Here is a 24,174-nt window from a genome sequence, read left to right as displayed (position 1 = left end):
TTACGAAATCATATTTAATATGAAGGTACTTCATTTTATTTCCGTTTCATTGATGTGCGCATCTAGGAACGGTTTATAGTTCGGTTCCTTCAGCTTTCCTTTTTTATACAAACAGATACCGATGATGAAGTATAACACGAGTAACGGTGTTCCGATATAGAATGAAAATCTAGTATCAGGACTGACCACTGTGTAAATTGCAATGGCAACTAAAACAATTAAGCAGATGATCGTCGGAATCGGGTAAATCCCCATTTTGAACTTTAGTTTCTCTACATCTCCACCATGTGCCACCAGCCATTTTCTGAACTTATAGTGGGATAGAAAACTACCGAACCAGAGAAGCATCCCATTAAAACCTGCAATAGAAGTCAGCCAAACGAATACTTTATCCGGTGAAACGAAGTTGGTAATCAGGGAAACTTGGCCAAGGAATAAAACAAGAAGAACGGCATTCACCGGGATACCCCGTTTATTTACTTTTCCCAATGCCTTCGGTGCTTTACCTTCTTTTGACAACGCTACTAGCGTTCTGCTGAGTGAATAGATCACAGAATTTGCACAAGAAGCCAATGAAGTCAAAATAACGATATTCATTATCACAGCTGCTCCCGGGATTCCAGCCATTCCTAAAAGCCCTGCATAACCATTATTTAAAACGCTAACATTATTATAAGGAACAACCAATCCGATGATGGCTACGGAACCAACGTAAAAAATTAATATACGGAAGAAAATTGAATTAATTGCTTTGGGCACATTCTTCTGAGGGTTTTCTGTTTCTCCTGCTGCTGTAACAACCGTTTCAACACCCAGATAGGACCATATGACTCCTGTCATCATCAATATTACGCCTATGAAGCCGTTAGGAAACACCGACTTAGAGTTCCAGTTAGATAGTCCGATGAATCCTTGGTGACCAATCACTCCAAAGATCATTAGAACACCAACGATTAAGAAGACGATAATCGCAGCAACCTTGATACCTGCAAACCAATATTCAGCTTCTCCATATGATTTTACATCGATTAAGTTCAGGCCTAGAATCAATAAGGAAATGATGATACAAAATACGATAGGAGGAATACTAGAGAAGAATTGATTTAAAATCATAGAGCCTCCTACTATTTCTGCCCCAAGACCAAGGGTTGCGTTAATGATTAAATTCCATCCTACTATGAAGCCAAAAACCGGATGTACAAATAGACCCGAATAAGTCGTATAAGCACCAGGAATCGGCATGAAAGTTGACATTTCGCCAAGACCCTTCATTAAAAAAAACACTAAAATTCCAATAACTAAATACGCTATTGGAGCGCCAAGAGCACCTGCTTTTGACACTACATTTCCAGAAGCAAGGAACAGCCCTGTTCCAATTGCTCCGCCAATAGAAAGCATTGTAATATGTCGGCTTTTCAGGCCACGTTTCAAGTCATTAGTGTGATTTTCCAAAATTTTATACCCCCCTTATTCTTGATGATTTGTTATGGTTTTATTGGTTGTCTCATTTACTTGTTAATCGGCCAAACAACCTGTTGAAATGACTGTCATTAAGGTCATAAAGACGATAATGTACTGACAAACCAACGTTTCTCCAAATTTATTCCCCCTTTGAAATTTAAGTTTTTTGTAAATAGTCGGCTCTAAATAACTCTTCCTCCTTTCGAAAAGAGTTATTATTATAATAATAATGAGTATTCATAAAACTGTTCTTGCGATATTTTTACTAATATTTTAAATATTTCTACTACTCGATCCGATGTTCTAGATATACCGGTAAACGACGTTAAATGATTCCTTATCGCGTGCAGAAAAACCTGGCTGCCATATTGATTTGCATTTTGCATGACCCGGATTATTTGGGGATTTTTACAATAAAACGTTTACTCTCTTTCACACAGGAAGCCAGATGGCAAGGAAGAGTGTCCATCAGTCATGCGTATTGTCTGGGAGAGGTTTCTCCGGAAGCAATTGAAGAATAAAAAATCCACTAGAAGGAAATTTAGGCTTATTATGAAGAATTTTCACCTGTTTTAAGGTGGAAAAGATATGAAAAGATTTAAGACCAGAACGCCTTCAAGGCGTTTTTGTTGCCTTAAGGCACAATGGCTTACTAGGGTATGGAAATACGCATTGATAGAAGTGGAAAATAAAGGGGGCTGTTCTTTGTTCTAGTCTGCTATTGATATTGAGTAGGATTTATGCCGTTCCACCACCTTTAAAAAAATCATAGATTGTTATAAAACAATTTAAGGTGGTGAGAAGTATGAAGACGAAATTGACGGGGCGAATTGTGCTCCCTAATGACCCAGAGTATCCAAGAGCTCGGATAAATTATAATCTAAATCTCTCTAAGTTTCCTGGTGCAATTGTTTTTTGCCAAAATGAAACGGATATCGTTAATGCATTAAAGTGGGTTAGAGAAAATAACGTTCCTTTTCGAGTAAGAAGTGGCAGACATAGTTACGAAAACTTCTCTCTATTAAATCGTGGGCTAGTTATAGATACAAGCGACATGGATCAAATATCTGTAAATGTCAATGACCGAACAGCTTCGATTCAAGCAGGCTCCAATTTAGGACATGTATACACCACGTTATGGGATTACAGTATGGCCATTCCAGGTGGTACAGAGTTTAGTGTTGGTCTTTCTGGATTAACATTAGGCGGGGGATTTGGGATGTTATCAAGAATTTTTGGACTCACATGTGATAACCTCATTAGCCTTCGAATTGCTATTCCAAAAGGGGAAAAAGGTGCACAAATTGTTGAAGCTAGTAAAGAAAAAAATTCTGACTTATATTGGGCATGTTGTGGAGGTGGCGGTGGTAACTTTGGTATTGTGACCCAATTTAAATTTCGCGTACATCCAATTTCTACTGTATCCATCTTCACGGTAGAGTGGGACTGGGAGCAATTAGAAGAAGCATTCCAAGCTTGGCAAGATTGGGCGCCATTTACGGATCCAAAATTAACCTCCCAAATAGAATTACATGCAAAATGTAAAAATTTAATCATTGCAGAAGGGCAATATATAGGTTCATCGGACAAACTAAAAAAATTAATTAGACCACTCGTGAAACATACAAAACCTAGAAAAATAGAAATCAATAACGTGCCATTTATTAAAGCTGTTGAACATTTTAATGATCCGTCCGGCAATATTCCTTCTTTATTTAAACGATCAGGTTCATTTATTTATGAAGCCCTTCCTCCAAAAGCTATTTGTATTATGAAACAATTTCTAGCGAAAGCACCAAACGAAGAAGCCTCCATTTGGCAACAGTCATTGGGTGGTGCTGTTAAAGACATTTCTCCAAAAGAAACAGCCTATTATCATAGGAATGCGATAATTGCACAAGAATATTTAACAAAGTGGACCAAAGAAGTAGAAGCAAGAGAAAATATTAAGTGGACTGAAGAATTGAGAGTCGCATTAAAACCATTTATTAAGGGTGATTATGTCAACTGGCCAGATCTTTTTATAAAAAAATGGCCAGAGTCTTATTATGGGGAGAATTTTAATAGGCTAAGAAAAGTTAAATCAGAAGTAGATCCTCATAATGTATTTCGTTTTAAGCAAAGTATTCCGCCATTTGATTTTAGTGAGGGCTATTTTTTATCTTAAAGCATAAGAGGTTAAACATCTTAATAATTATTTTCTCAGTTTCACTCGTTACGGTTAACCCTATAGTAAGCAAGATTATTAAATAAGACTTTCTTTAACAATCGGGCATTTTCCTATAATAAGGAAAAGTGCCCTAATTAAATTTAAAGCCAAATTCACGTATTCTGTAAGGGTGAAGAGATTGTGAAATCTTCCACTTAAACTACCATGAAAATAAACTTCTCTAACTATTAATAAAAGACAATACCAAAGAAGACACGTCTCATGTGTCAAAAAAAAATGGAGAGAGCCACAATTCATTAATCTATGGATTGATTGACTGGATTAAGAACTAGTATGGACAGTTCAATATATTTCTCTGTGGTGAAGAGGTGATTTCCAGCTTCATGGATGGCTAACGGGTAGCTTTAAGTTCAACAAAAATTAAATGATTTTAGGGCTAAAACATATTTTCATTATTCCATTAAAGGGCGCAATTTTGGTCACTAACTTCATTTTCTATTATGAAAATATTTATTTGCACTTTTCGATCCAATACTTCTGATGGATTAATTCCCCATTTAGTTTCTCCATTAATTATATTATATACATGAATAAGAATACGATATGCTAGTACCGCTGATTGTCCAACATAAATTGGAATGGGATGGGTTATAAAAAGGGTTTCCCAAGTGATATTTTATTCATTGGGAACCCCTTAATCTTTATTTTAAAACACTTTCGTAGTCCAATCCTCACAATTCCAAATATCGGTCGCAATTTCACGATAGAAATCAGGTTCGTGGGATACCATCAAAATACTTCCGCGATATGCCTTTAAAGCACGCTTCAATTCTTCTTTTGCGTCCACATCCAAGTGATTGGTAGGTTCGTCTAAAATTAATAAATTTGTTTCTGTGTTTAAAATTTTACACAATCGAACTTTGGCTTTTTCTCCACCAGAAAGGACTTCGATTTTACTTTCAATATGTTTCGTCGTTAATCCACATTTTGCAAGAGCAGCACGGACTTCAGCCTGATTCATACTTGGGAACTCGCTCCAAATCTCTTCAATACAAGTGTTGTAGTTGGCCTGTTTAACTTCCTGCTCGAAGTAACCAATGTATTGATACTCACCACGTTCCACTTTACCCGAAATTGGATTAATCAACCCAAGAATACTTTTTAAAAGAGTAGACTTACCAATACCGTTTGCACCCACGAATGCAATTTTTTGTCCGCGTTCCATTTTCAAATTTAGAGGACGAGAAAGTGGTTCATTGTAACCAATAACAAGATCTTCAGTCGTGAAAATCCAACGACTAGCTGCACGAGCTTCTTTGAAAATAAACTCTGGTTTCGGCTTCTCTTTCCCCAATTCAATAACTTCCATTTTGTCGAGCTTCTTCTGACGAGACATCGCCATATTACGAGTCGCAACACTTGCCTTGTTACGAGCAACGAAATCTTTCAAATCAGCTATTTCTTGTTGTTGACGCTTGTAAGCGGACTCTAGCTGTTGCTTCTTCATTTCATATATTTTTAAGAAGTTATCATAGTCACCAACATAGCGATTCAACTCTTGGTTTTCCATGTGATAGATCAAGTTAACAACATTGTTCAAGAATGGAATATCATGTGAAATCAAGATAAATGCATTCTCATATTCCTGTAAATAGCGCTTCAACCATTCGATATGTTGTTCATCCAAATAGTTCGTAGGCTCGTCTAGTAATAGGATTTCAGGCTTTTCTAGCAAAAGCTTAGCTAGTAAAACTTTCGTACGTTGCCCACCGCTAAGATCATCTACATCTCGATCGAGTCCAACATCGTCTAATCCTAGACCACGAGCAACTTCCTCAACTTTTGAATTAATTCGATAGAAATCATTACTATCTAAAGTTTCTTGTAGCTCTCCAACTTCTGCAAGTAATGCATCGATATCAGCACCTTCATCACCCATTTTTGCATAAAGTTCATTGATCTCTGATTCAGCATCAAAAAGATATTGAAAAGCAGTACTCAAAGCGTCACGCATCGTAGTACCTTTTTGAAGTACAGCATGCTGATCTAAATAACCAACACGAACTTTTCGTGACCACTCAACTTTCCCCTCGTCGGGTTGCAACTTCCCAGTAACAATATTCATGAAAGTAGACTTACCCTCACCATTTGCCCCAACTAGTCCAACGTGCTCTCCTTTTAAAAGCCGAAAAGACACATTATTAAAAATCGCACGATCACCGAAACCGTGACTTAAATTTTGTACGTTTAATACGCTCATTTTTTTAACTCCTTATCTAATGTCACATGTGGATATCTTACTAGATTTTGGCTGCTTTTTCTATCTTGAGGTTATTTTTTTGTGGAAAATGTAATTTGATTTTTGGGCTAAATTGAAGTCTGCCCATCTTAATAAAATGAGATTATTGAATAATATTTTCTTGGGCGTATAACAATTGGGTAAGAGTCTATTATACAACCGAATCAGGAGGTAAGAAAAGAATTATTCTCATGTGGAAATAACTGTAGAATATGGAATTGGTTGAGTTCTAAACTAAAGTTTTATTAAAACAAGTGTAAACTCATCAACATCCCACGTGTTGCCGCATACACTCCGCACATATGGAGTGTGTAGCATTCAAAAAGGCGAATAAAGAGAACGATTATATAAAGTAAAATAATTAATGTTCGGAATGGGCGGCATGATGTGATGACCGCTCAATCCCATGATATATAAGGGTTTTGAAGTGATTTGCTAACAAAATGCTAACATAATGAAAAATAAAAGAGGCTTCTCATAAGTTTATCAAACTTGAGGGAAGCTTCTTTTTTTTTGCCAATTTGAAAGAGCATTTTATGTGAAACTAAATAAACACTTAAAAATATCATGAATATTTTTTGTGTTTCTGTAAAAATTTGAAATCTTATACTTCTCGATATAACATTAATTATAAGAGAAAAAATGAAACTGATAATTTGTTGTTATTTACTTAATAAGTGAATATATCTTTAAAGAGGAGGGCTTCCTTTGCCTTATGAAACTGGTGGTAGAGCTGATAAGTTTGGAAATAGATATGAAGGTAGATGGGTGGTTAAACAATTACTTAGACTAATAAAAGAGGAAATATCATCTATTATTCTGGAAGGCGTTGGAAAAGAAGAAGAGGGCATTGATCTATGGATTAGAAACAATGATGAAAGTAAAATATGCTCGCAATGCAAGGGGAGAAATGCAAGCAAAGAGTATTGGACTATAGGTGATTTAGGTGCAAAAGGAATTTTTCAAAAAGCAAAAAAGCAATTAGACTCCAGTGATAAAATTAATTATCAATTTGTTTCAGCAGTTAATTGTATGATGTTGAATGATATTACTAATCGGGCAAGAAATTCTAATGGAAACCCTAGAGATTTTTATGAATATCAAATAAAGAATAGTACAGAAGTGCATAAAGAATATAGAAAAATATGTGAGTATCTTGGGCTGGATCATAATTCTGTTCAAGACAATGAACAAGCGTTTCATTATTTAAAAAGAATGTATGTTATCCACTACTCCGATGATTTAGAAACAAAAACAACCTTGAAGGAAACTATAAAGTATCTTTTTATAGGTAATGCCGAAACTATTTATAATCTATTATTGAACTACCCGATAGAAAATGATTTATTAGGAAAAGAAATATCATCTTATATGATAATAAACTTTTTAGAAAGTCAACCTGACATTTTATTTAGACAATTACATAAAGACGAACGGATTATGCCAAGAATTGAATACCTGAATACTGAATTTGATTCTGCTTTCGTTAAAATTAATAACTCTCTCATTCATAGGCAGGAAAGTGAAAAGTGTTATAAAGAACTTTTAAATGGAAATTCAGTAATTATACATGGGAAAGCAGGAAGCGGAAAAAGCGGATGTGTTATTGAATTAAGAAATAGGCTAAAAGAAAAAAATATAGTTCATCTTGCATTAAGACTAGATCGGCGTGTTCCAGAATATTCTTCTAATAATTACGGAGATCAATTAGGTTTATCTGCATCACCAGTATTTTGTATTGATGCAGTTTCGAAGGATAAAGAAGCTGTTTTGATTTTAGATCAACTTGATGCAATCCGATGGACGAATAACCACTCAAGTTCTGCACTAGAAGTCTGTAAAGAAATGATAGCAGAAGTAAACAATATCAATAAGGAAAGAGATAGAAAAATAACGTTAGTTTTTATATGCAGAACGTTTGATTTCCAAAATGAAAATGGTATAAAGCAATTGTTTTCAAAAATGAACACCAATAACAAAGAAGACACATGGAAAGAAATAATAATGAGTGATCTGGATAATGAAAACGTAAAAGAAGTTGTAGGAGAAACATATAATAACTTATCAACGAAACTTAGAACGTTGTTAAAAACACCTAGCAATCTATATATTTGGTCAAATTTAGAAGAAAAAAGGAAGTCTAATACATACATATCATCTAGTGATTTAATAAAACAATGGTGGACACAATTAAGTATTAATTGTGAAATTATGGGTGTTTCTATTAATTATTTAAATGAACTAAAAGATAATATTAAATCAAATTGATAATTTAGGAAAGCTAATGATTCCCGTACAGATGGTAAATCATTGCTCAAAGGTTGCAATTGAACAATTACTATCCAATGGACTATTGTTTTCAGATGGTAAGAGAATTGGTTTTGTTCATCAAAGCTTTTATGACTATTTCTTGGTTGAAAAAATGATTCAACAAATATTTGAAGGTAATTCCATTATTAGTATACTTGGCTCTCCTTCTAAACAGACTCCATCTAAAAGGTATCAACTTCAGATGTTATTAGAGAATTTACTAGACTTTGATATAGATGACTTTGTAGATGTGGGTATTGAACTAATACATAGTGTGAATATACGCTTTTACATGAAATATGTCTTTTTAGAAGTACTGGGACAGGCAGAATCAATCAATTCAAAAGTGGAGGTATTCTTACAAGAATATATTAACTCAGAGTATTGGAGAAATCATTTATTGGATGCTGTTTTCATTAATCACCCTATTTTTATAAAGTTTTTAATTCGAGAAGGTTACATTAATACTTGGCTTGATTGTGAACAAGATAGGGAGTTAGCATTGTTGCTACTTAGATCTGTTAACTCTGATTTACCATATGAAGTGGCTTCATTGCTTTATCCTTTAGCATTCAAAAACCCTGAATTGGATAATAAAATTTACAATGTGCTATGTTGGAATATTGCAGATGATTCTGATGAAATGTTCGATTTTAGATTGGAAATATTAAAGTTTAGGCCACAACTATGGAATGCGTACATTTCTTGGGAAAGACTTGCTAAAGATGCTCCTAGCAGAGCGTTATGTTTAATTGATTTAATCGTTAAAAATGTCAATAATCAGGCTATTGAAAATAGACAGGATTTGGATGATAAGGCAATAAAAATCCTTGCTGAAATTGCAAAGGATCGACCGTACCAAGTCTGGAAGGACTTTATGCTGTATATTGCAGAAACTACTAAAAATACAACTTCAATCTATGACAAAAAAATAGATTTTTGGATATCCAAACAATATATGGGTCAATTGTATGGAAGAGCTTATGTAGAGATGGTTAAGGCTTCAGGAAAAGAATTAATTAAAATTGATGCGAAGAATCTATTGAAGAGTTGTGAAAAATATTATGACTATTCTTCACTTATAATAAATGAGATTTTATTATGCCTTATGGAAAGCCTGCCGGTTGATTGCTCTGATTATGCGATTAGCTGGTTGATTGATAATCCACATACGAGATTTTTCAATTACACAGGGGACTCTGACGAATACTTATATACAGCTAAAAAAGTAATAGAAAAACACTCTAAAACATGCTCAGATGAAGTGTTTGAAAGCTTAGAACATAGTCTTTACTATTATCATGAAGAAGATGAGTTAGGGATAGCAAAACGTAGATTTGAGTTTAATAGAGAAAATAGGATAGAACAGAATAAATTGATAGTTCATTGGCCATATTGGGGCGAAGTACAAAATTATTTAATTCCAGCACTCGACCAAGATAGGATATCAAGAAAAACTTCCGAACTGGAAAGAATTCTAAATCGGAAATTTAATGGTCAACATTTTAGGCATAAAAGGAATAATGTTACAGGGGGAGTTGTTGGTTCGACTATTGGGTCTAAAGCTGAAAAAATCAGTGATAAACAATGGTTAAAGATTATTGAGAAAAAAGATTATCAAAAAGAAAAATGGGCCTTAAAAGATGGACCTATTTTAGAATCTTCACCATGGCAATTTTCAAGAGATATTATAAGAGTTGGAGAAAAAGATCCAAATAGAATCGCTAACTTAGCCTTAAAGTTTCCGAAAGATATTGATAATCACTATATCAGTGCTGTTTTGGATATAATAGGTAAAAAAGAATTAGATAAGGATATGAATAAAAACGGAGATTGGAAACCTGTTAATCTCCATCTAGCACAGAGATTATATAAAAAATGGGTTAACAATGAGGATATAAATGTTGCAGCGTCTTTTTGTAGAGGGATTAGAGAGAGAGCTGGAGAACTATGGGACAAGGAGATTTTAAACGAAATATCAAATATAGCAATGAACCATCCGAATCCAGAGCAGGGTGAGTTCAATGTAGTGTCCTCAGAAGATAAAGAAGGAAACACGATTAATTCTCTCTTTACAAATTCAATGAATTGTGTAAGAGGTTGCGCTACTGAGGCAATAGCTTCTTTACTCTGGGAAGATAAAGATAGATATGATTATTTTAAAGATGCTGTAGATTCTATTGTTAACGATAAGAATCTAGCGGTAAATATGTCAGCAATAGAGTGTATTATACCGATTATGAACTTTGATAAGGAACAAGCTGTAAAGTGGTTCTTTCAATTGGCCAACAAAGATCTAAGAATTGCTGCTCATCCATATGCTTATAACTTGTTCTATCATTTATATAATGATTATTCAAGAACAATTAAAGAGTTAGTTCTTGAAATGTATAATTCAGAGTTTGAAGACGTGGCTAAAGTAGGTGCCAATCACATAGCCAATATGTATGTATTATATGGAAGCTTTGGGGATATTCTTTTTAAGAATATTATTAAATCTAAGGAGCAAAAAGAAGGAATCGTTAAGGTTGCATGTGATCTTATTGGTTATCAAGAACATCATGAAAAGTGTAAAAAAATAATTGTACATTTTTTAGATGAGGAAAAAGATGATGATCTTACTTTTTCTTATTCTCAATTATTATATAAAGAAAAGCTAAATATAAATGAGGATGAAGAGTTTATTTTAAAATTAGTAACTTCTAAATCTACTAGAAGAATGGTGCGTCGCTTTGTATATTTTATAAATGAAAATGATGTACCAATCATAATATTCAAAGAAGTTATATTCGGTATGTGCCAAAATATAATTCAAAACTCTCAAAAAGAAGTTAAAGATGTTGGAAGTGAACTATATGGTATAGCTCCGGAATTATCGAAATTAATTGCTTTTCTCTATGATAGAACCCAAGATGATTTCGAAGTTAATCAGCGTTGTTTAGATATGTGGGATGAAATGTTCGAAAATCGAATTGGAACTATGCGTGAATTAACGAGTACAATTATGGATATGTGAGCTAGGCACAGAACTTCAAAGGTAAATAAAATTATAGGTGATTACATTAAACTTTTACTGTGTCTAGAGTGTAATGATATTTTTAATCTTGATTTAAAAGCGAAGGAATGCGGATGCGGTAAGACAAAGATCAATATATTGATAATCTTAATGCTGTATTTGAAGGAAAGTATTCATTGCCTATAGAGAGAAGTAATCCAATTTTAAAATAGGAGTAAATGAACCAGTTAAATATGGGTAAAGAGTTTACTGCATTTACAACACCTAAAAATTGCCCGGCTTTTATTAAGAAAGGCTAAGGAGTAAAAATGAACTCCTTTCTTAAAGCAACGTCTATGAGATAGGTAGCATTTCTCTATTTAAAGTTTAATGATTTACTCCACTATACAATTAATTGTATAGTGGTAACCTCTTTTACAGTCAGTAGTGGAACTTTCATAAAGGAGTGATAAAGGTGGCTGAGTATGGGGAGTCTATAGTTAAGAGGTTTTAAGAGAATAAAGGGCTGAAAGTAAATAAGATAGAAGAAGGAGACGAACAAACTCCTGATTTTGAAGTGTTCAAAGATTTTCAAAGAATATTATTTTGCGAAGAGAAAACACTTGAATACGATGATTTTATTGGAGCGAAAAATGATTCAACTTATAATGCAATCTCTAGACATTTGCATAAAGCCGTAAAGCAATTCAAAAGTGTAAATCCTAATCATGAAGTGCCGAATGTCTTAGCAATTGTTAATTTAGATACCTTAAAGGATATGCATGATTTATTCATTACTTTAACAGGCTTTGCTTTGTTAGATAATGGGAGTTATCTGAAAATACGCAGAGTAGGTCATCGTACTATTGAAGATATTAGCCATGTTGATTTAATTTTGTGGTTTGATAAGGATCAATTTATTAATTATCTTTGGAAAGATGATATAGATAATGAAACAAGAAAAAATCTAGAAAAGTTATTATAAGGTGAGCTTGGAAAAATCGAATGATACCGAAGCGGTTGTAACCATAAAATTTGCTCAATAACTAATTTTAAACAATATAGCGTTAGCGAATTGCTAACATTTTGCTAACGCCTTCCCAACGCACTCCCATATAAAACGGTAAACCCTCGTTAAAGATGTTACAGTATGAAACATCCAAAATGTTGATTTACCGCACTTTTTGCACTCAATGTTAACAATATTACACTCTAGCAACCTACTGGCGGCATGATGTAATAAACATGGAAAGGTGAACACGGCTACATCAATCCGTAAGTTTATTTTTCTACAAGTCGAGTACAGGAACCACAGATACTTTAACTAGTAAGAATTGACCACATACTTACTTCTGAATTAATTGCAGATCAATTGCACAAAAATTGCACAGACTTAATTTTCTCAGTTGTTTTTAATTGATTTTGATTTTCTAAACAATCCCATAAACGTTGATTTAGCAATACTCTTTTAACTGTATTTATTTTAATTTAACCATATTTTTTTGCATCACCTTTTTGACAGGGAAGGGGTCGGGGGTTCAAGTCCCTAACAGGTCATACGTTTACCAAAAAAAACGCCACTTTCTTATGACAAAGGAAAGTGGCGTTTTGCTTTTTAAAAAAATTAGTGGATGATAAGATTTCTAGCTAAGTGGATGGTGATTAATTAATTTATTTTTTTTATACTAGAACTAATTAAAGGGAATTGGATTTTAGATATAAAGCATACAGTAAGATTTTGGCATCGTTACTTCTTTTTCCTAATTCGTTTATTGAATAAAAAAAAAACGTCTTTGAGGTGTTTTCATGAATATTATGTATGCTTTGGTGATCATTATCATAATAATTTCAATTGTTTCAACTCTATTTTTAACTGGCAAGGGCGACGACGACTATAGTACCAAAGTAAAGAGAAATACGAAAAATTTAACTTTAATCTATGCTGTGATAATTATTCTATCTTTATTTGTACTTGGAATATATATTAGTTTTTTTGCTTAGATCTTTTTATGCTATTTTTGAAAATATAACTTCAACTGTAACTAAGGCTGTAATAAAAAAAGAAACGTTAATTTTTACGTTTCTTTTTTAATCCATTATTGCCATCTTGCATCTTTTGCTAACTCTGTTATGGCCCATATGATGTTAAACATAAACATTGCTATAAATATTGGTATAATGATAAGTAAATTTTTACCGTAACGTTCCTTTAACATTCCTACAAAATATCCGCTAAAGAATAAAACAACCATTGAAGCAACAAGTACCAGCATTAGGACTAATTTCATGTTTATCACCTATCTCCACAATATCATTTATAGATCCTCATAATTTATTAAATCTAGTATTAAAGAAAAATGATAATATGTAAGGATTATCATTTAAGGAAATTAATATCAATTTTAGTTTATATTATTAAAATTAAAAAACAACATCCAATTTTAAAATAATTTCACCATCCACTTTTTATAGTTTTGAATAATTTCTAAGTAAAAAAAATACCGAAGTAATACTTCGGTAAAAAAACAAAAATTCATGTGCATGTATTCTTTAGGTCTTCCATTCCTTTCTTTAGTCTTAAGATCCCTTCTTTTATCAAATGAGTTTCTACTCTTCCAAATGTTAGTCTAATATAACCAGTTAGGGAGCTAATCAGGCTTCCTGGAACGAAGGCTACGCCATTTCGTATGGATGTTTCAAGTAATTTATATTCGTTGATGTCATTGCTAAGTAAACGGCACCATAGATGGATACCGCCATCTGGTATCTGAAATTCAAGCTGGTTTGAAAGCTCTTCTTGCAAAACAGTGGTTAATATATTTCTTTTTTCTAAGAGTTTAAGATTTAAATTTTTAAGATTTGACGCAAAAGATTCAGATCCAAGGTATTCTGCTGCAATCCATTGGGGGAAAATACTGTGTCCGAAATCCATTTGCTGTTTTGCATCGGCCAAACGTTGAATGACATTATCGGGTCCAACGACCCACCCTATGCGAAGTCCTGACGCTGCTATTTTTGAAAAAGAGCTTATGTACAATACATTTCCACTATCATCTAGAGATTTAAGAGTAGAAGTATCAATATGATCTGAAAATGAAATTAAGCTGTAGGGATCATCCTCTACAACTGGAATCCCGAATTCTTGGCTAATAGCTAAGACCCTTTTTTTTCTTTCCAAAGATAGTACCGTTCCAGTTGGATTCTGAAATATAGGGTTAAGAAAGACCATTTTAATTTTATGTTTTTTATACAAATACAATATATCTTCAGGATTCAAGCCATCTTTTCCTACCGGCAGTTTAAAGGTTTTTAAACCAGCCGCTCGAAACGTCGGTAAAGAATGCGCATATGATGGATCTTCGTACGCGATCGCATCACCTTCGTTTAACAAACATTGAATGATAAGATGGAGGGCTTGTTGGGCACCAGAAGTAACGAGGACAGACTGACTGGAGCATTTTATATCCCTATATTCCTTTAAATGATGAACAATTTGCTCACGAAGATTCAAGTTACCTAGGGGGTGCTCATATCCCAGAGATTGATGGAATTCATGTTTAGAGAGGATATCTCGAAAAACATCATAGGGCATCAAATCATGAGCTAATTCACCGCTTGCAAAGTTAATCAGATTTTTATTAAGGACTTCTTCACGAATATGTTGAAAAAGCGGGAGATTAGGCAAAAAAGATCCACGTTCGACATAAAGATCCCAGTTGGGGATTCGTGAGCGTGATAACCTCCACATGTCTTTATTGACATGTGTACCACTACCTTTGATGCGTTCTACCATCCCATTTGAATATAAAACATCGTACGCGGAAATAATGGTTCCTCTATTTACATTTAACTCTTTTGCTAATCTTCGTTCAGAAGGGAGAACCGTACCTGGAGGATATTCTCCATAAACAATTCTTTTTTGGATATAATTAGCGATTTGTTGGTATATAGGGATATCGCTTTGTTTATCTGGTTTCCATTCCATCGATTTCACCCTTTCATTGAGCATACATTTAAAATTAAAAACGTTTTCATGATATTGTCAAGAAATTATAGAACACCTTGGCGATTGGGGGACATGGGAGTTCCCCAGTTGAATACTTGCTTTATCATTTAGAGAACTAAGTCCATATAAGCGGTCATACGTTATCCTAACATCCGATGGGTGTTGGGTTTTTTTATCAAAAATTTACCAAAATGGTATTGCGTGAACGATACAAATGTTTTATATTGGAAAATGACAGTGATGTCATTGTTATTTTAATTGTTGGAGGTATAAACTTTGACACCTAAAATTTCCGAAAGTGAGAAAGAAAAACGTCGAATGCACATCATCCAGTCTGCAGGTGAAGTGTTTAAACGTAAAGGTTACGTCAACTCAACCATGCAGGATATTGTCGATGAAACTGAAATGAGCCGCGGCTGGGTTTATCTTTATTTTTCAAGTAAAGATGAAATCATGAAGGTAATCCTTGCCGAAAATGACAAAGAAACAGAAGCACAAATAAAAAACTTATTAACAAGTGGTCTTTCCGTATGGAAAGGGTTATGCGGTCTAATTGACATGATGGAACAGCAATTAAGTAATGCTTCTGATGAATTACCAATTGTGATCTACGAATATTTTATCAGTGGGTGGAAAGAGCAGGAACGACGATCCATGCTGGAAGAGCATTATAAAAAACAACAAGCCTATCTCGTTCATTATTTACAAAAGGGCGTTGAAGACGGAGAGTTTAATCCAAGAGTTGATTTGGATGTTATTAACAAAATGATTACCTCTTATTTTGAGGGGGTATTGCTTCACACGAAAGCCGCAGGAATCGGGAATGTCCGAGTGAAAGAGCAGCTAAGACTTTTCAAATCCATTTTAAAAGAAGTATTACAAGTTCATGATTTGGAAGGGGAATCTTAATGGCTATTTTTAAAAATCCGTTGTTTACCAAAATATTTTTAGCTTCTTTTGCTTCACAACTTGGTTCGACTCTTGGCAACGTTGCCTTTGCCTTTTATTTATTAGATCATTTTAGCAAGCAGCCTTTTTTGGCGACTGTGGCAGAATTAATGTACTCCCTTCCTATTCTTTTTGTATTCTTTATTGTCGGTGTGGCGGCAGACAGGCTAGACAGGAAAAAAATTGCTGTTAACTCTGACTGGATTCGTGCCGGTTTAACTGTCTTGTTATTAGCTGCTATTTACTTCAACCTTTTATGGTTGGTTTTTGTGCTGTTATTTGTTCGTAGTGCAGTATCAAAATTCTTCGCTCCGGCTGAAATGAGTATTATTCAGGGAATTCTCGACAAAGAGCAGTATATGCAGGCATCTGGGCTTAATCAAACTGTGATGGGACTGTTTATGCTGTTTGGTATGGGGCTAGGGGCCCTCTCCTATCATTATATTGGGATCATCGGGACTATCATGATTGACGGTGTAAGTTTTATCGTATCTGCCTTTTTGATTCGCAGCTGTGTCCTGCCAGCAGAGGTTAGACTTCCGAATGGAAAAACAAATATAAGAAATATTAATATCTCAACCGTTCTAGCTGATTTTAAAGAAGGATTAAAGTACATTCTTGATAATAAGCTATTAAAATCGATTGTTTCTGGATTTTTAGTGTTTGGATTCATAAATGGTGCATTTGCCGTTATACCGCTTTTTACGATGAAATACAAACTTACACCCGGCCATTATGAGCAGTTCGTTTCCTTGTTTTCAATTTTTTTAGGAATTGGATTTGTGGTTGGAAGCGGGATTGGAAGTAAGCTGGTCCATAATTTTAAGGCTTATAGAGTTATGATTGGCGGGATATTCCTAAGTGGTGCATTTACATTCGTATTGGGGACGTTAGAAAATGTATGGATCTATCTCTCATTAACATTCATTATGGGGATTATCTTAGCGCCAGTGAATGTAGCGTTATCGGGCTGGATGACTGAGTTAGTTGATCCAAAGCTTATGGGGAGAGTTTCAGGATGGGTGGATCCATTGATGATGCTGGCCCATTCTGTTTCTCTAGGAATCATCGCCGTCATTTTCCCGACTTATGTAAATGTAGACGCGATCTATTTCGTTATCGGTTTTCTTTTGTTAGCTGTTGGAGGCTATTACCTTTTTGTTTTGCCAAAGCTGGTTAAAAAACATGTAAAAACTGCGGGAAACAATGCACTTTCACAATAAAACAGCATACTCTCACCTAAGGAATTTGCACCGTATGTTACTATAAAGCTCAAAAATGTTTTTAACGATGATTCTCCAGATGTTGCAGATGCAATCGCTGGAATTAGTAAACCGGTTAATATGGTACCGCTTCAAAACTGAATAATTTTGTAATAGAAATTGAGGCACTACTTTATGTTAAGCGTGCTAGAGGGTATACTTGAACAATAATATGTAACTATTAATTTTTGAAAGGGAGGAGTTTTTTTGAAATATATAAGTATGGCTAACACCGATATTAAGTCCTCTAATATTATTATGGGGAATATGCGGTTAACACAACTTTCTTTAACTGAAGCTGAAAGATTAATTCGGACGGCCATGGACGAGGGCATTAATTTCTTTGACCATGCTGATATCTATGACAGGGGAAGATGTGAAGAAATTTTTTCAGAAGCGATTCAAATGAATCCAACTATCCGTGAAAATATGATTATCCAAAGTAAATGTGGTATTCGCTCACCGGAAAACTATTATGATTTTTCAAAAGAGCATATCCTTTGGTCAGTTGAAAACATCTTAAAGCGTTTAAAAACTGATTATCTTGATATTCTTCTACTCCATCGTCCAGATCCCCTAATGGATCCTGAAGAAGTGGCTGAGGCATTTTCAGAGTTGCAGACAAGCGGAAAAGTAAGGTGTTTTGGTGTATCAAACTTTAATCCTACTCAAATTGATTTGTTGCAGAAATACGTTCCACAAAAATTAGTGGTTAACCAGCTTCAGTTTAGCATTTGTCATACTCCAATGATTGACTCAGGAATCTCTTTAAATATGAAGATTGATCAGGCTGTGAACCGCGACAGCAGCATTTTGGAATATTGCCGCTTGAATGATATCACCTTGCAAGCATGGTCCCCGTTCCAGCACGGGTTCTTTGAAGGGCCATTCCTTGGTGATTTAGAGCGTTTTCCTGAGTTAAACCAAGTAATTGACTCAATTGCCGAAAAATACGGTGTAACGAACACGGCAATTGCGGTTGCATGGATTACACGTCACCCGGCCAATATCCAGGTTGTACTTGGAACGACAAATTCCGAGCGGATGAAGGATGCAAGTAAAGGTTCTGACATCAAATTATCAAGGGAAGAATGGTATCAAATTTATAAGGCTGCTGGCAATATCGTGCCATAGTCATCATATATTTCAGTTGGGAGACAATAAGCCGTTGTCTCCTGTTTTTTTTTCCTTACTATTTATAAAAAAATTTTTTAAGACCTATTGACCTTCACGTTACGTTAAGGTGTATCGTTTGGATAGGGGGTGAGACGAATGGAATATACAGTGCAAAAGCTTGGGAAGTTAGCAGGGATAAGCACGAGAACACTTAGGTATTATGATGAAATTGGAATTCTTAAGCCGGCAAGAATCAATTCATCAGGATATCGGATTTATGGTAAGAAAGAAGTTGATAAACTACAGCAAATCCTTTTTTTTCGGGAATTAGGTGTCAGTTTAGATAACATCAAGAATATTGTAACTGCACCTTCCTTCGATGGGGCTGCCGCACTTAGAGAACATCGTGAAAAACTCCTGGAAAAAAGAGCTCAATTAAATTCATTAATCGCCAATGTTGAAAAAACCATTGCGGTTACAGAAGGGAGAATGAAAATGTCTGATTCTGAGAAATTTGCAGGCTTTAAACAGAAAATGATAGATGAGAATGAGAAAAAATATGGGAATGAAATTCGTGATAAGTTTGGAGAGGAAGCGGTAGATCAGTCAAATGCAAAGCTTATGAATATGACGGAAGAAGAATACAACGCAGTGACAAAACTAGAGCAGCAAGTAAAGGAGACGTTTGCTCTAGCCTTTGCCACTGGTGATCCGTCAGGTGAGTTGGCTCAAAAAGCAGCTGATTTTCATAAAAAATGGATTACCTTTTATTGGAACAAATACTCGAAGGAAGCCCATGCTGGTTTAGCCCAAATGTACGTGGATGATGAAAGATTTAAGGCCTATTATGATAAAGACCAGCCAGGGACAGCAGAATTTATAAGAGATGCCATTCGGATCTACACTGGCGTGAAGGAATAAAATTGCGATATTGAAAAAGGAAAAAGCGATTGGTTGTCCAGTCGCTTTTCTCTTTTTTTATAAAAAATAGTAGTCTCTATAGCAATTCTATAAAAAAGTGAAGTATTTTTATTAAGAAGAGTAAATTTTTTAAACGTGGAGTGAATCAAATTGAAAGAAAAGACTTATGATGCCATGCTGAATATTAATACAAGGGGTGAGCAAAGAGGATTTAATAAATCTTTGCATTATCACCGTTACGAACCAACGCCATATAGCGCATTGGATACACTTTTTAAATGGTATGAATTAAAGAGCAGCGATCGGATTGTTGACTATGGGTGTGGCAAAGGACGTTTAGTGTTCTATATCCATCATTTATGTGGGGCAACAGTTGTTGGTGTTGAAATGAATGAATCTCTCTACAAAGAGGCAATCGAAAATCGAGACAGATATTTACGAAAAAATAAAAAGGCTAAAGATAAAATTCATTTCCATTGTTGTTTAGCTGAAGAATATAAAATCAATTCCTTAGATAATCGATTCTATTTTTTTAATCCATTTTCGATTCAAATTTTTATAACCATCATAAATAATATCTTACTATCAGTAGAAAAATCTAAGCGTGAAATAGAAGTGGTACTTTATTATCCATCGGAAGATTATATCGATTTCTTAGAAAACAAGACCCCTTTTGAATTGAAGCAGGAAATGACATTGCCAGAATTAACTGAACATAATCCCTTTGAAAGGTTTTTGATTTATCGACTAGCCATTTAGAAAAATCTCTACTTTGGTGCCTGACACCAAGAAATAACACCCAGAAAAGTTCATGGAAAAAAGACACAGAAAAATGAAACTTTTTCCATAAAATAGACGTATTGTTATGTGTAATATTTTACATAAATAGAAAATGGGGTGTTGAGTAATGGAAGTTCAAACAGAATTAAACACAAAGGATCAAAAGCCATCTTTATTGGGAATGTTCACGAGCCCGGGAGTGCAGTTTGAAAGGATTAGGCAGAAGCCAAAACTTTGGGTGCCATTATTGATTGTGAGCATCCTATATATCATTGGAATGTTATTAATGGCAAGAATGTTAGATGCCTCGACATTAATTGATCAGGGGGTACCAAAAGACCAAATAGACTTAGTTTTAACAATTACAAAGGTAACGGTTGTAATAGCTGGTCTCCTCTCGCCTATTATCAGTGCTATTGTTGGCAGTGCGATTCTTTTAGCTATTTCTAAGTTTGTCAATTCATCTGTAACTTTTAAACAATTATTATCAATGAATGTTTATATCATGATAATCGGCGCGGTTGGTCTCGTGTTAAATATGGCGATAAGGAACGCAATTGGTGGAGACCCTTATGTAAATGTTACTAGTTTGGCAGGTTTGTTTAATCAGGGGAAAGGTGTGCTAAGTTCCTTAGATGTTTTCGGTATTTGGGGGATGGTATTGACAGCGATTGGGCTTCAAAAAACAGCACAATTTTCTAAAGGAGCGGCATGGACGGTTGCCATTCTATTCTTTATCGTTATGCTAGGATTTGGATTAATTGCAACTCTATTTCAAGGAGCGCCGAAATTATAATGGAAAAGAAAAAGAAAAAGAAAGCTTGGCTGATGGCTGGTGTAATCATTTTGGTTGTTATTATGATTTCAGTAAGTGTTTTTCGGCAGGTTTCGGCAAAAGCTCCTTCTGTTAAAACTGTAAAAACATCTGAAGAGGAAATTTCCTCCCTTTTGATGATTCCAGGTGCGATTAAGCTTCAAGAGGAACAAATCGTCTATCCTTCTCCTGATAAAGGAGAACTAAAGGAAATACTTGTTCAAGAAGGCCAGACAGTTAAAAAAGGAACGGTGCTGGCAAAACTTCAAAATGCCCAGCTAGAACTTGAGACAGAGCAAAATAAATTGGCACTAGAATCGGCAAATTTAAAAATTGACCAAATTAATCAAAAAATGAAGCAGTTTAAAGATAAAGAAAAAGCGTTAATTGACCAGATTGGGAAAGAGGAGGCAAAGAAACAGTTAGATCCGGAACATGAGCAGCTTGATATGGAACAGAAAATGGCTAATCTTGATTTAAAGCAAGCGATGCTGCAAAAGGATATGATTTCAAAACGCCAAAGTGAATTAGAGATTAAGAGTTTACTAGATGGCATCGTTTTATCAGTGAAGAAGCCAGGTGAATCCTCGGTCACAGCCGCTAATGCTGAACCGATTGTCCATATTGGAAAGCTTGATGGAATGGTCGCCAGTGGACTTTTGTCTGAATTCGATACGTTAAAAGTGAAGAGTGGGCAGAAGGTAATCGTTCGTTCAGATGCTGTTCCGGGTACAGAATGGCAGGGAGAAATTATGAATGTTGCCCTTATTCCACAACAGAATCAAACCGCTATTCAAAATGGAAACCAGGCAGTTCAGTATCCCGTCGCAATAAAAATTACTGGAGATACAAATTCATTAAAACCAGGTTTTCAAGTGATCATGGAAATTGAAACGGATAAAAAGGTAGCGATTGTTCTTCCAATCGATGCTGTCCATGATGACGGCGATAAGCCATTTGTCTATCTCATCAAAAATGGAAAAGCATATAAACAGGATGTAAAAACAGGCATCACTTCCGGGAAGAAAATTGAAATCCTCCAAGGAGTTTCAAAAGGAGAAAATGTCATCATACATGGTCCGAATTCAATCAAAGATGGCATGGAAGTGACAGAACAATGATTAGGCTAGAATCCGTTACAAAAGCTTTTGTACTTGGGAGAGATAATGTAAAGGTACTAAATGATATTTCTCTTTCTATTGAAGAGGGGGAATTTGCCGCCATCATGGGTCCGTCAGGGTCAGGTAAATCAACCTTAATGAATATTATTGGCTGCTTAGATAAACCGACAACTGGTACTTACTTTATTGAGGGTGAAAATGTCTCCAATTATAGTGATAAAGAGTTGGCACATGTTAGAAATAAAGCGATTGGCTTTGTTTTTCAGCAATTTCATTTGCTCCCCCGTTTAACGGCACTAAAAAATGTTGAGCTTCCCATGATTTACGCCGGGATTTCTAAACAAGAGCGTCGAATGAGGGCAGAAGAAGCTTTAAGAAAAGTGGGGCTTGAGGATCGGATGGATCATCTCCCCAATGCATTATCAGGTGGACAAAAGCAGCGTGTGGCGATTGCTAGAGCGATTGTCAATAAACCTAAGCTGATTTTAGCAGATGAGCCAACAGGTGCCCTTGATTCGAAAACAAGCATGGACATTATGGAGCAATTCAGAGAGCTTAATAAGGAAGGTGTCACGATCATCGTCGTTACACATGAGCCTGAGGTGGCTGAATATGCTAACAGAACGATTATGGTTAGAGATGGGATGATCCAGGCCTCTGCTACCTTTAATGGGGGGCGGATATCATGAGTTTTTTGGAAAATTTTATTATGTCATTAAGTTCTTTAAAAGCCCACAAGCTAAGGAGTATATTGACAATGCTTGGGATTATTATCGGTGTCGGTGCTGTTATCATTGTGGTGGCGATTGGTCAGGGTGGCGAGGCCATGTTAAAATCACAAATTACTGGACCAGGAAATACGATCCAAGTGTTTTATCAGCCTTCCGATGAAGAAGTACGGGCTAACCCCAACATATATCAGCAAGCTGCTTTTAAACAGGAAGATATTCGTGCATTGGAACAAATACCGGAAATTAAAAGAATTGTCGCATCGAGTACGCAGCTTTCATCCGCTAGGTATCAAAAAGAAACGGCAGATATATCAACAACTGGTATTAATCAAGCTTACTTACAAGTGAATGAATTGAAGGTGTCAATGGGGCGGAATTTTTCAACCTCAGATTTTCTCGGTGGTAGACGAGTCGCACTTATAAGCGATAAATTGAAAGAGAAGTTATTTAAAGGAGAAAATCCGGTTGGGAAAATTATCACGGTTGCCAATCAGCCGCTAGAAATTATTGGCGTATTAGATAAGCCAAAAGGACTTCTTTCCTTTGGATCAATGGAAATTTATCTTCCGTTCCAAGCCTGGAGAAATATCTTCAGTAAAAATGATTTCACTCAAGTAACCATACAAGTAGCATCGGCTGAAGATATCCAGACCGCTGGAAAAAAGGCGGCCAAGCTTTTAAACAAAATGCATAATACCAAAAAGTCCTATCAGGTGCTCAATATGGAAGAGATTGCTGCCGGAATCGGCCAGGTTACCAAAATCATGACCCTTATTATTGGAAGTATTGCTGGAATCTCTTTATTTGTAGGTGGTATTGGTGTTATGAATATTATGCTTGTATCGGTGACTGAAAGAACGAGGGAAATCGGTATCCGAATGGCTCTAGGTGCAACAAGAGGGCAAGTATTGACCCAATTTTTAATCGAATCGATGACATTGACGCTAATTGGAGGCATTCTAGGTATTTTTCTGGGTTGGGGAGCAGCGCAAATTGTAAGCTTCTTTGCCGGCTGGCCGTCTTTAGTTTCATGGCAGGTAGTACTTGGCGGTGTCCTGTTTTCGATGGTGATCGGAGTTCTGTTTGGACTACTTCCAGCAAATAAAGCCTCTAAGCTTGACCCGATAGAATCATTGCGATACGAATAAAGTATGGGTGCAAATAAACAAGCAAATTGATGAACATTTTAAGAATTCGACTCCATTTGTTTGATCGTCATTGTAAAGAGTGAGAAGGTTAA

General features: G+C 35.3%; 17 protein-coding genes. 13 read left to right on the top strand and 4 right to left on the bottom strand.

Annotation, left to right across the window (positions count from 1 at the left end; translation table 11 throughout):
• Positions 1-30 precede the first annotated feature (30 nt).
• Positions 31-1,452, bottom strand: a complete 1,422-nt coding sequence (locus BN1082_RS03180) for an amino acid permease (protein ID WP_090630754.1) — start codon at positions 1,450-1,452, stop codon at positions 31-33.
• Positions 1,453-2,266: 814 nt separating this feature from the next.
• On the opposite strand from BN1082_RS03180, the gene BN1082_RS03175 reads away from it, so the two are divergent.
• Entirely contained in the window at positions 2,267-3,628 is a 1,362-nt protein-coding gene (locus BN1082_RS03175) for an FAD-binding oxidoreductase (RefSeq protein ID WP_090630752.1), read from the top strand.
• Positions 3,629-4,337: 709 nt separating this feature from the next.
• On the opposite strand, the gene BN1082_RS03170 is transcribed toward BN1082_RS03175, so the two are convergent.
• Positions 4,338-5,891 (bottom strand): ABC-F family ATP-binding cassette domain-containing protein, encoded by a 1,554-nt coding sequence (locus tag BN1082_RS03170; RefSeq protein ID WP_090630749.1) that lies wholly within the window; start codon positions 5,889-5,891, stop codon positions 4,338-4,340.
• Between the two features lie 747 nt (positions 5,892-6,638).
• Between BN1082_RS03170 and BN1082_RS03165 the strand changes: the two genes are divergently transcribed.
• The 3 genes from BN1082_RS03165 to BN1082_RS03155 all read left to right on the top strand — a co-directional run bounded on the left by BN1082_RS03165 (position 6,639) and on the right by BN1082_RS03155 (position 12,220).
• Positions 6,639-8,198: a hypothetical protein gene (locus tag BN1082_RS03165; RefSeq protein ID WP_090630744.1), complete on the top strand. Its 1,560-nt coding sequence runs from the start codon at positions 6,639-6,641 to the stop codon at positions 8,196-8,198.
• Positions 8,199-8,229: 31 nt separating this feature from the next.
• Positions 8,230-11,256, top strand: coding sequence for a hypothetical protein (locus BN1082_RS03160; RefSeq protein WP_176699627.1), 3,027 nt, complete (start codon positions 8,230-8,232; stop codon positions 11,254-11,256).
• A 556-nt stretch (positions 11,257-11,812) separates the two neighbouring features.
• Entirely contained in the window at positions 11,813-12,220 is a 408-nt protein-coding gene (locus BN1082_RS03155) for a hypothetical protein (RefSeq protein WP_090630738.1), read from the top strand.
• Positions 12,221-13,331: 1,111 nt separating this feature from the next.
• Here the strand turns inward: BN1082_RS03155 and BN1082_RS03145 are convergent.
• Positions 13,332-13,523, bottom strand: coding sequence for a hypothetical protein (locus BN1082_RS03145; RefSeq protein WP_090630731.1), 192 nt, complete (start codon positions 13,521-13,523; stop codon positions 13,332-13,334).
• Positions 13,524-13,768: 245 nt separating this feature from the next.
• Positions 13,769-15,220 (bottom strand): aminotransferase-like domain-containing protein, encoded by a 1,452-nt coding sequence (locus BN1082_RS03140; protein ID WP_090630728.1) that lies wholly within the window; start codon positions 15,218-15,220, stop codon positions 13,769-13,771.
• 297 nt (positions 15,221-15,517) lie between these two features.
• On the opposite strand from BN1082_RS03140, the gene BN1082_RS03135 reads away from it, so the two are divergent.
• The 9 genes from BN1082_RS03135 to BN1082_RS03095 all read left to right on the top strand — a co-directional run bounded on the left by BN1082_RS03135 (position 15,518) and on the right by BN1082_RS03095 (position 24,082).
• A complete protein-coding gene (locus BN1082_RS03135; protein ID WP_090630725.1) occupies positions 15,518-16,150 on the top strand; it encodes a TetR/AcrR family transcriptional regulator in 633 nt (210 codons plus the stop codon).
• Positions 16,150-17,412 (top strand): MFS transporter, encoded by a 1,263-nt coding sequence (locus tag BN1082_RS03130; protein WP_090630722.1) that lies wholly within the window; start codon positions 16,150-16,152, stop codon positions 17,410-17,412. Before BN1082_RS03135 ends, BN1082_RS03130 begins: the two co-directional genes overlap by 1 nt.
• A gap of 246 nt (positions 17,413-17,658) precedes the next feature.
• On the top strand, positions 17,659-18,585 hold the full coding sequence (locus BN1082_RS03125; protein WP_176699626.1) for an aldo/keto reductase: 927 nt from the start codon (positions 17,659-17,661) through the stop codon (positions 18,583-18,585).
• A gap of 138 nt (positions 18,586-18,723) precedes the next feature.
• Positions 18,724-19,488, top strand: coding sequence for a MerR family transcriptional regulator (locus tag BN1082_RS03120; RefSeq protein WP_090630719.1), 765 nt, complete (start codon positions 18,724-18,726; stop codon positions 19,486-19,488).
• 150 nt (positions 19,489-19,638) lie between these two features.
• Positions 19,639-20,247, top strand: coding sequence for a methyltransferase domain-containing protein (locus BN1082_RS03115; protein WP_090630716.1), 609 nt, complete (start codon positions 19,639-19,641; stop codon positions 20,245-20,247).
• A 148-nt stretch (positions 20,248-20,395) separates the two neighbouring features.
• Positions 20,396-21,064: a YknW family membrane protein gene (yknW, locus tag BN1082_RS03110; protein WP_090630713.1), complete on the top strand. Its 669-nt coding sequence runs from the start codon at positions 20,396-20,398 to the stop codon at positions 21,062-21,064.
• Positions 21,064-22,203 (top strand): efflux RND transporter periplasmic adaptor subunit, encoded by a 1,140-nt coding sequence (locus tag BN1082_RS03105; RefSeq protein WP_090630710.1) that lies wholly within the window; start codon positions 21,064-21,066, stop codon positions 22,201-22,203. Before yknW ends, BN1082_RS03105 begins: the two co-directional genes overlap by 1 nt.
• The gene (locus tag BN1082_RS03100) at positions 22,200-22,892 is read left to right on the top strand and encodes an ABC transporter ATP-binding protein (RefSeq protein WP_090630707.1); all 693 of its coding nucleotides are present in this window, start codon (positions 22,200-22,202) and stop codon (positions 22,890-22,892) included. The genes BN1082_RS03105 and BN1082_RS03100 overlap by 4 nt, the downstream gene beginning before the upstream one ends.
• On the top strand, positions 22,889-24,082 hold the full coding sequence (locus BN1082_RS03095; protein ID WP_090630704.1) for an ABC transporter permease: 1,194 nt from the start codon (positions 22,889-22,891) through the stop codon (positions 24,080-24,082). Before BN1082_RS03100 ends, BN1082_RS03095 begins: the two co-directional genes overlap by 4 nt.
• The last annotated feature ends 92 nt before the right edge of the window (positions 24,083-24,174 follow it).

Source organism: Neobacillus massiliamazoniensis, from assembly GCF_001048695.1.
GTDB classification, from domain to species: domain Bacteria; phylum Bacillota; class Bacilli; order Bacillales; family Cytobacillaceae; genus Neobacillus; species Neobacillus massiliamazoniensis.
This window is presented reverse-complemented; position numbering and strand designations above follow the sequence as displayed.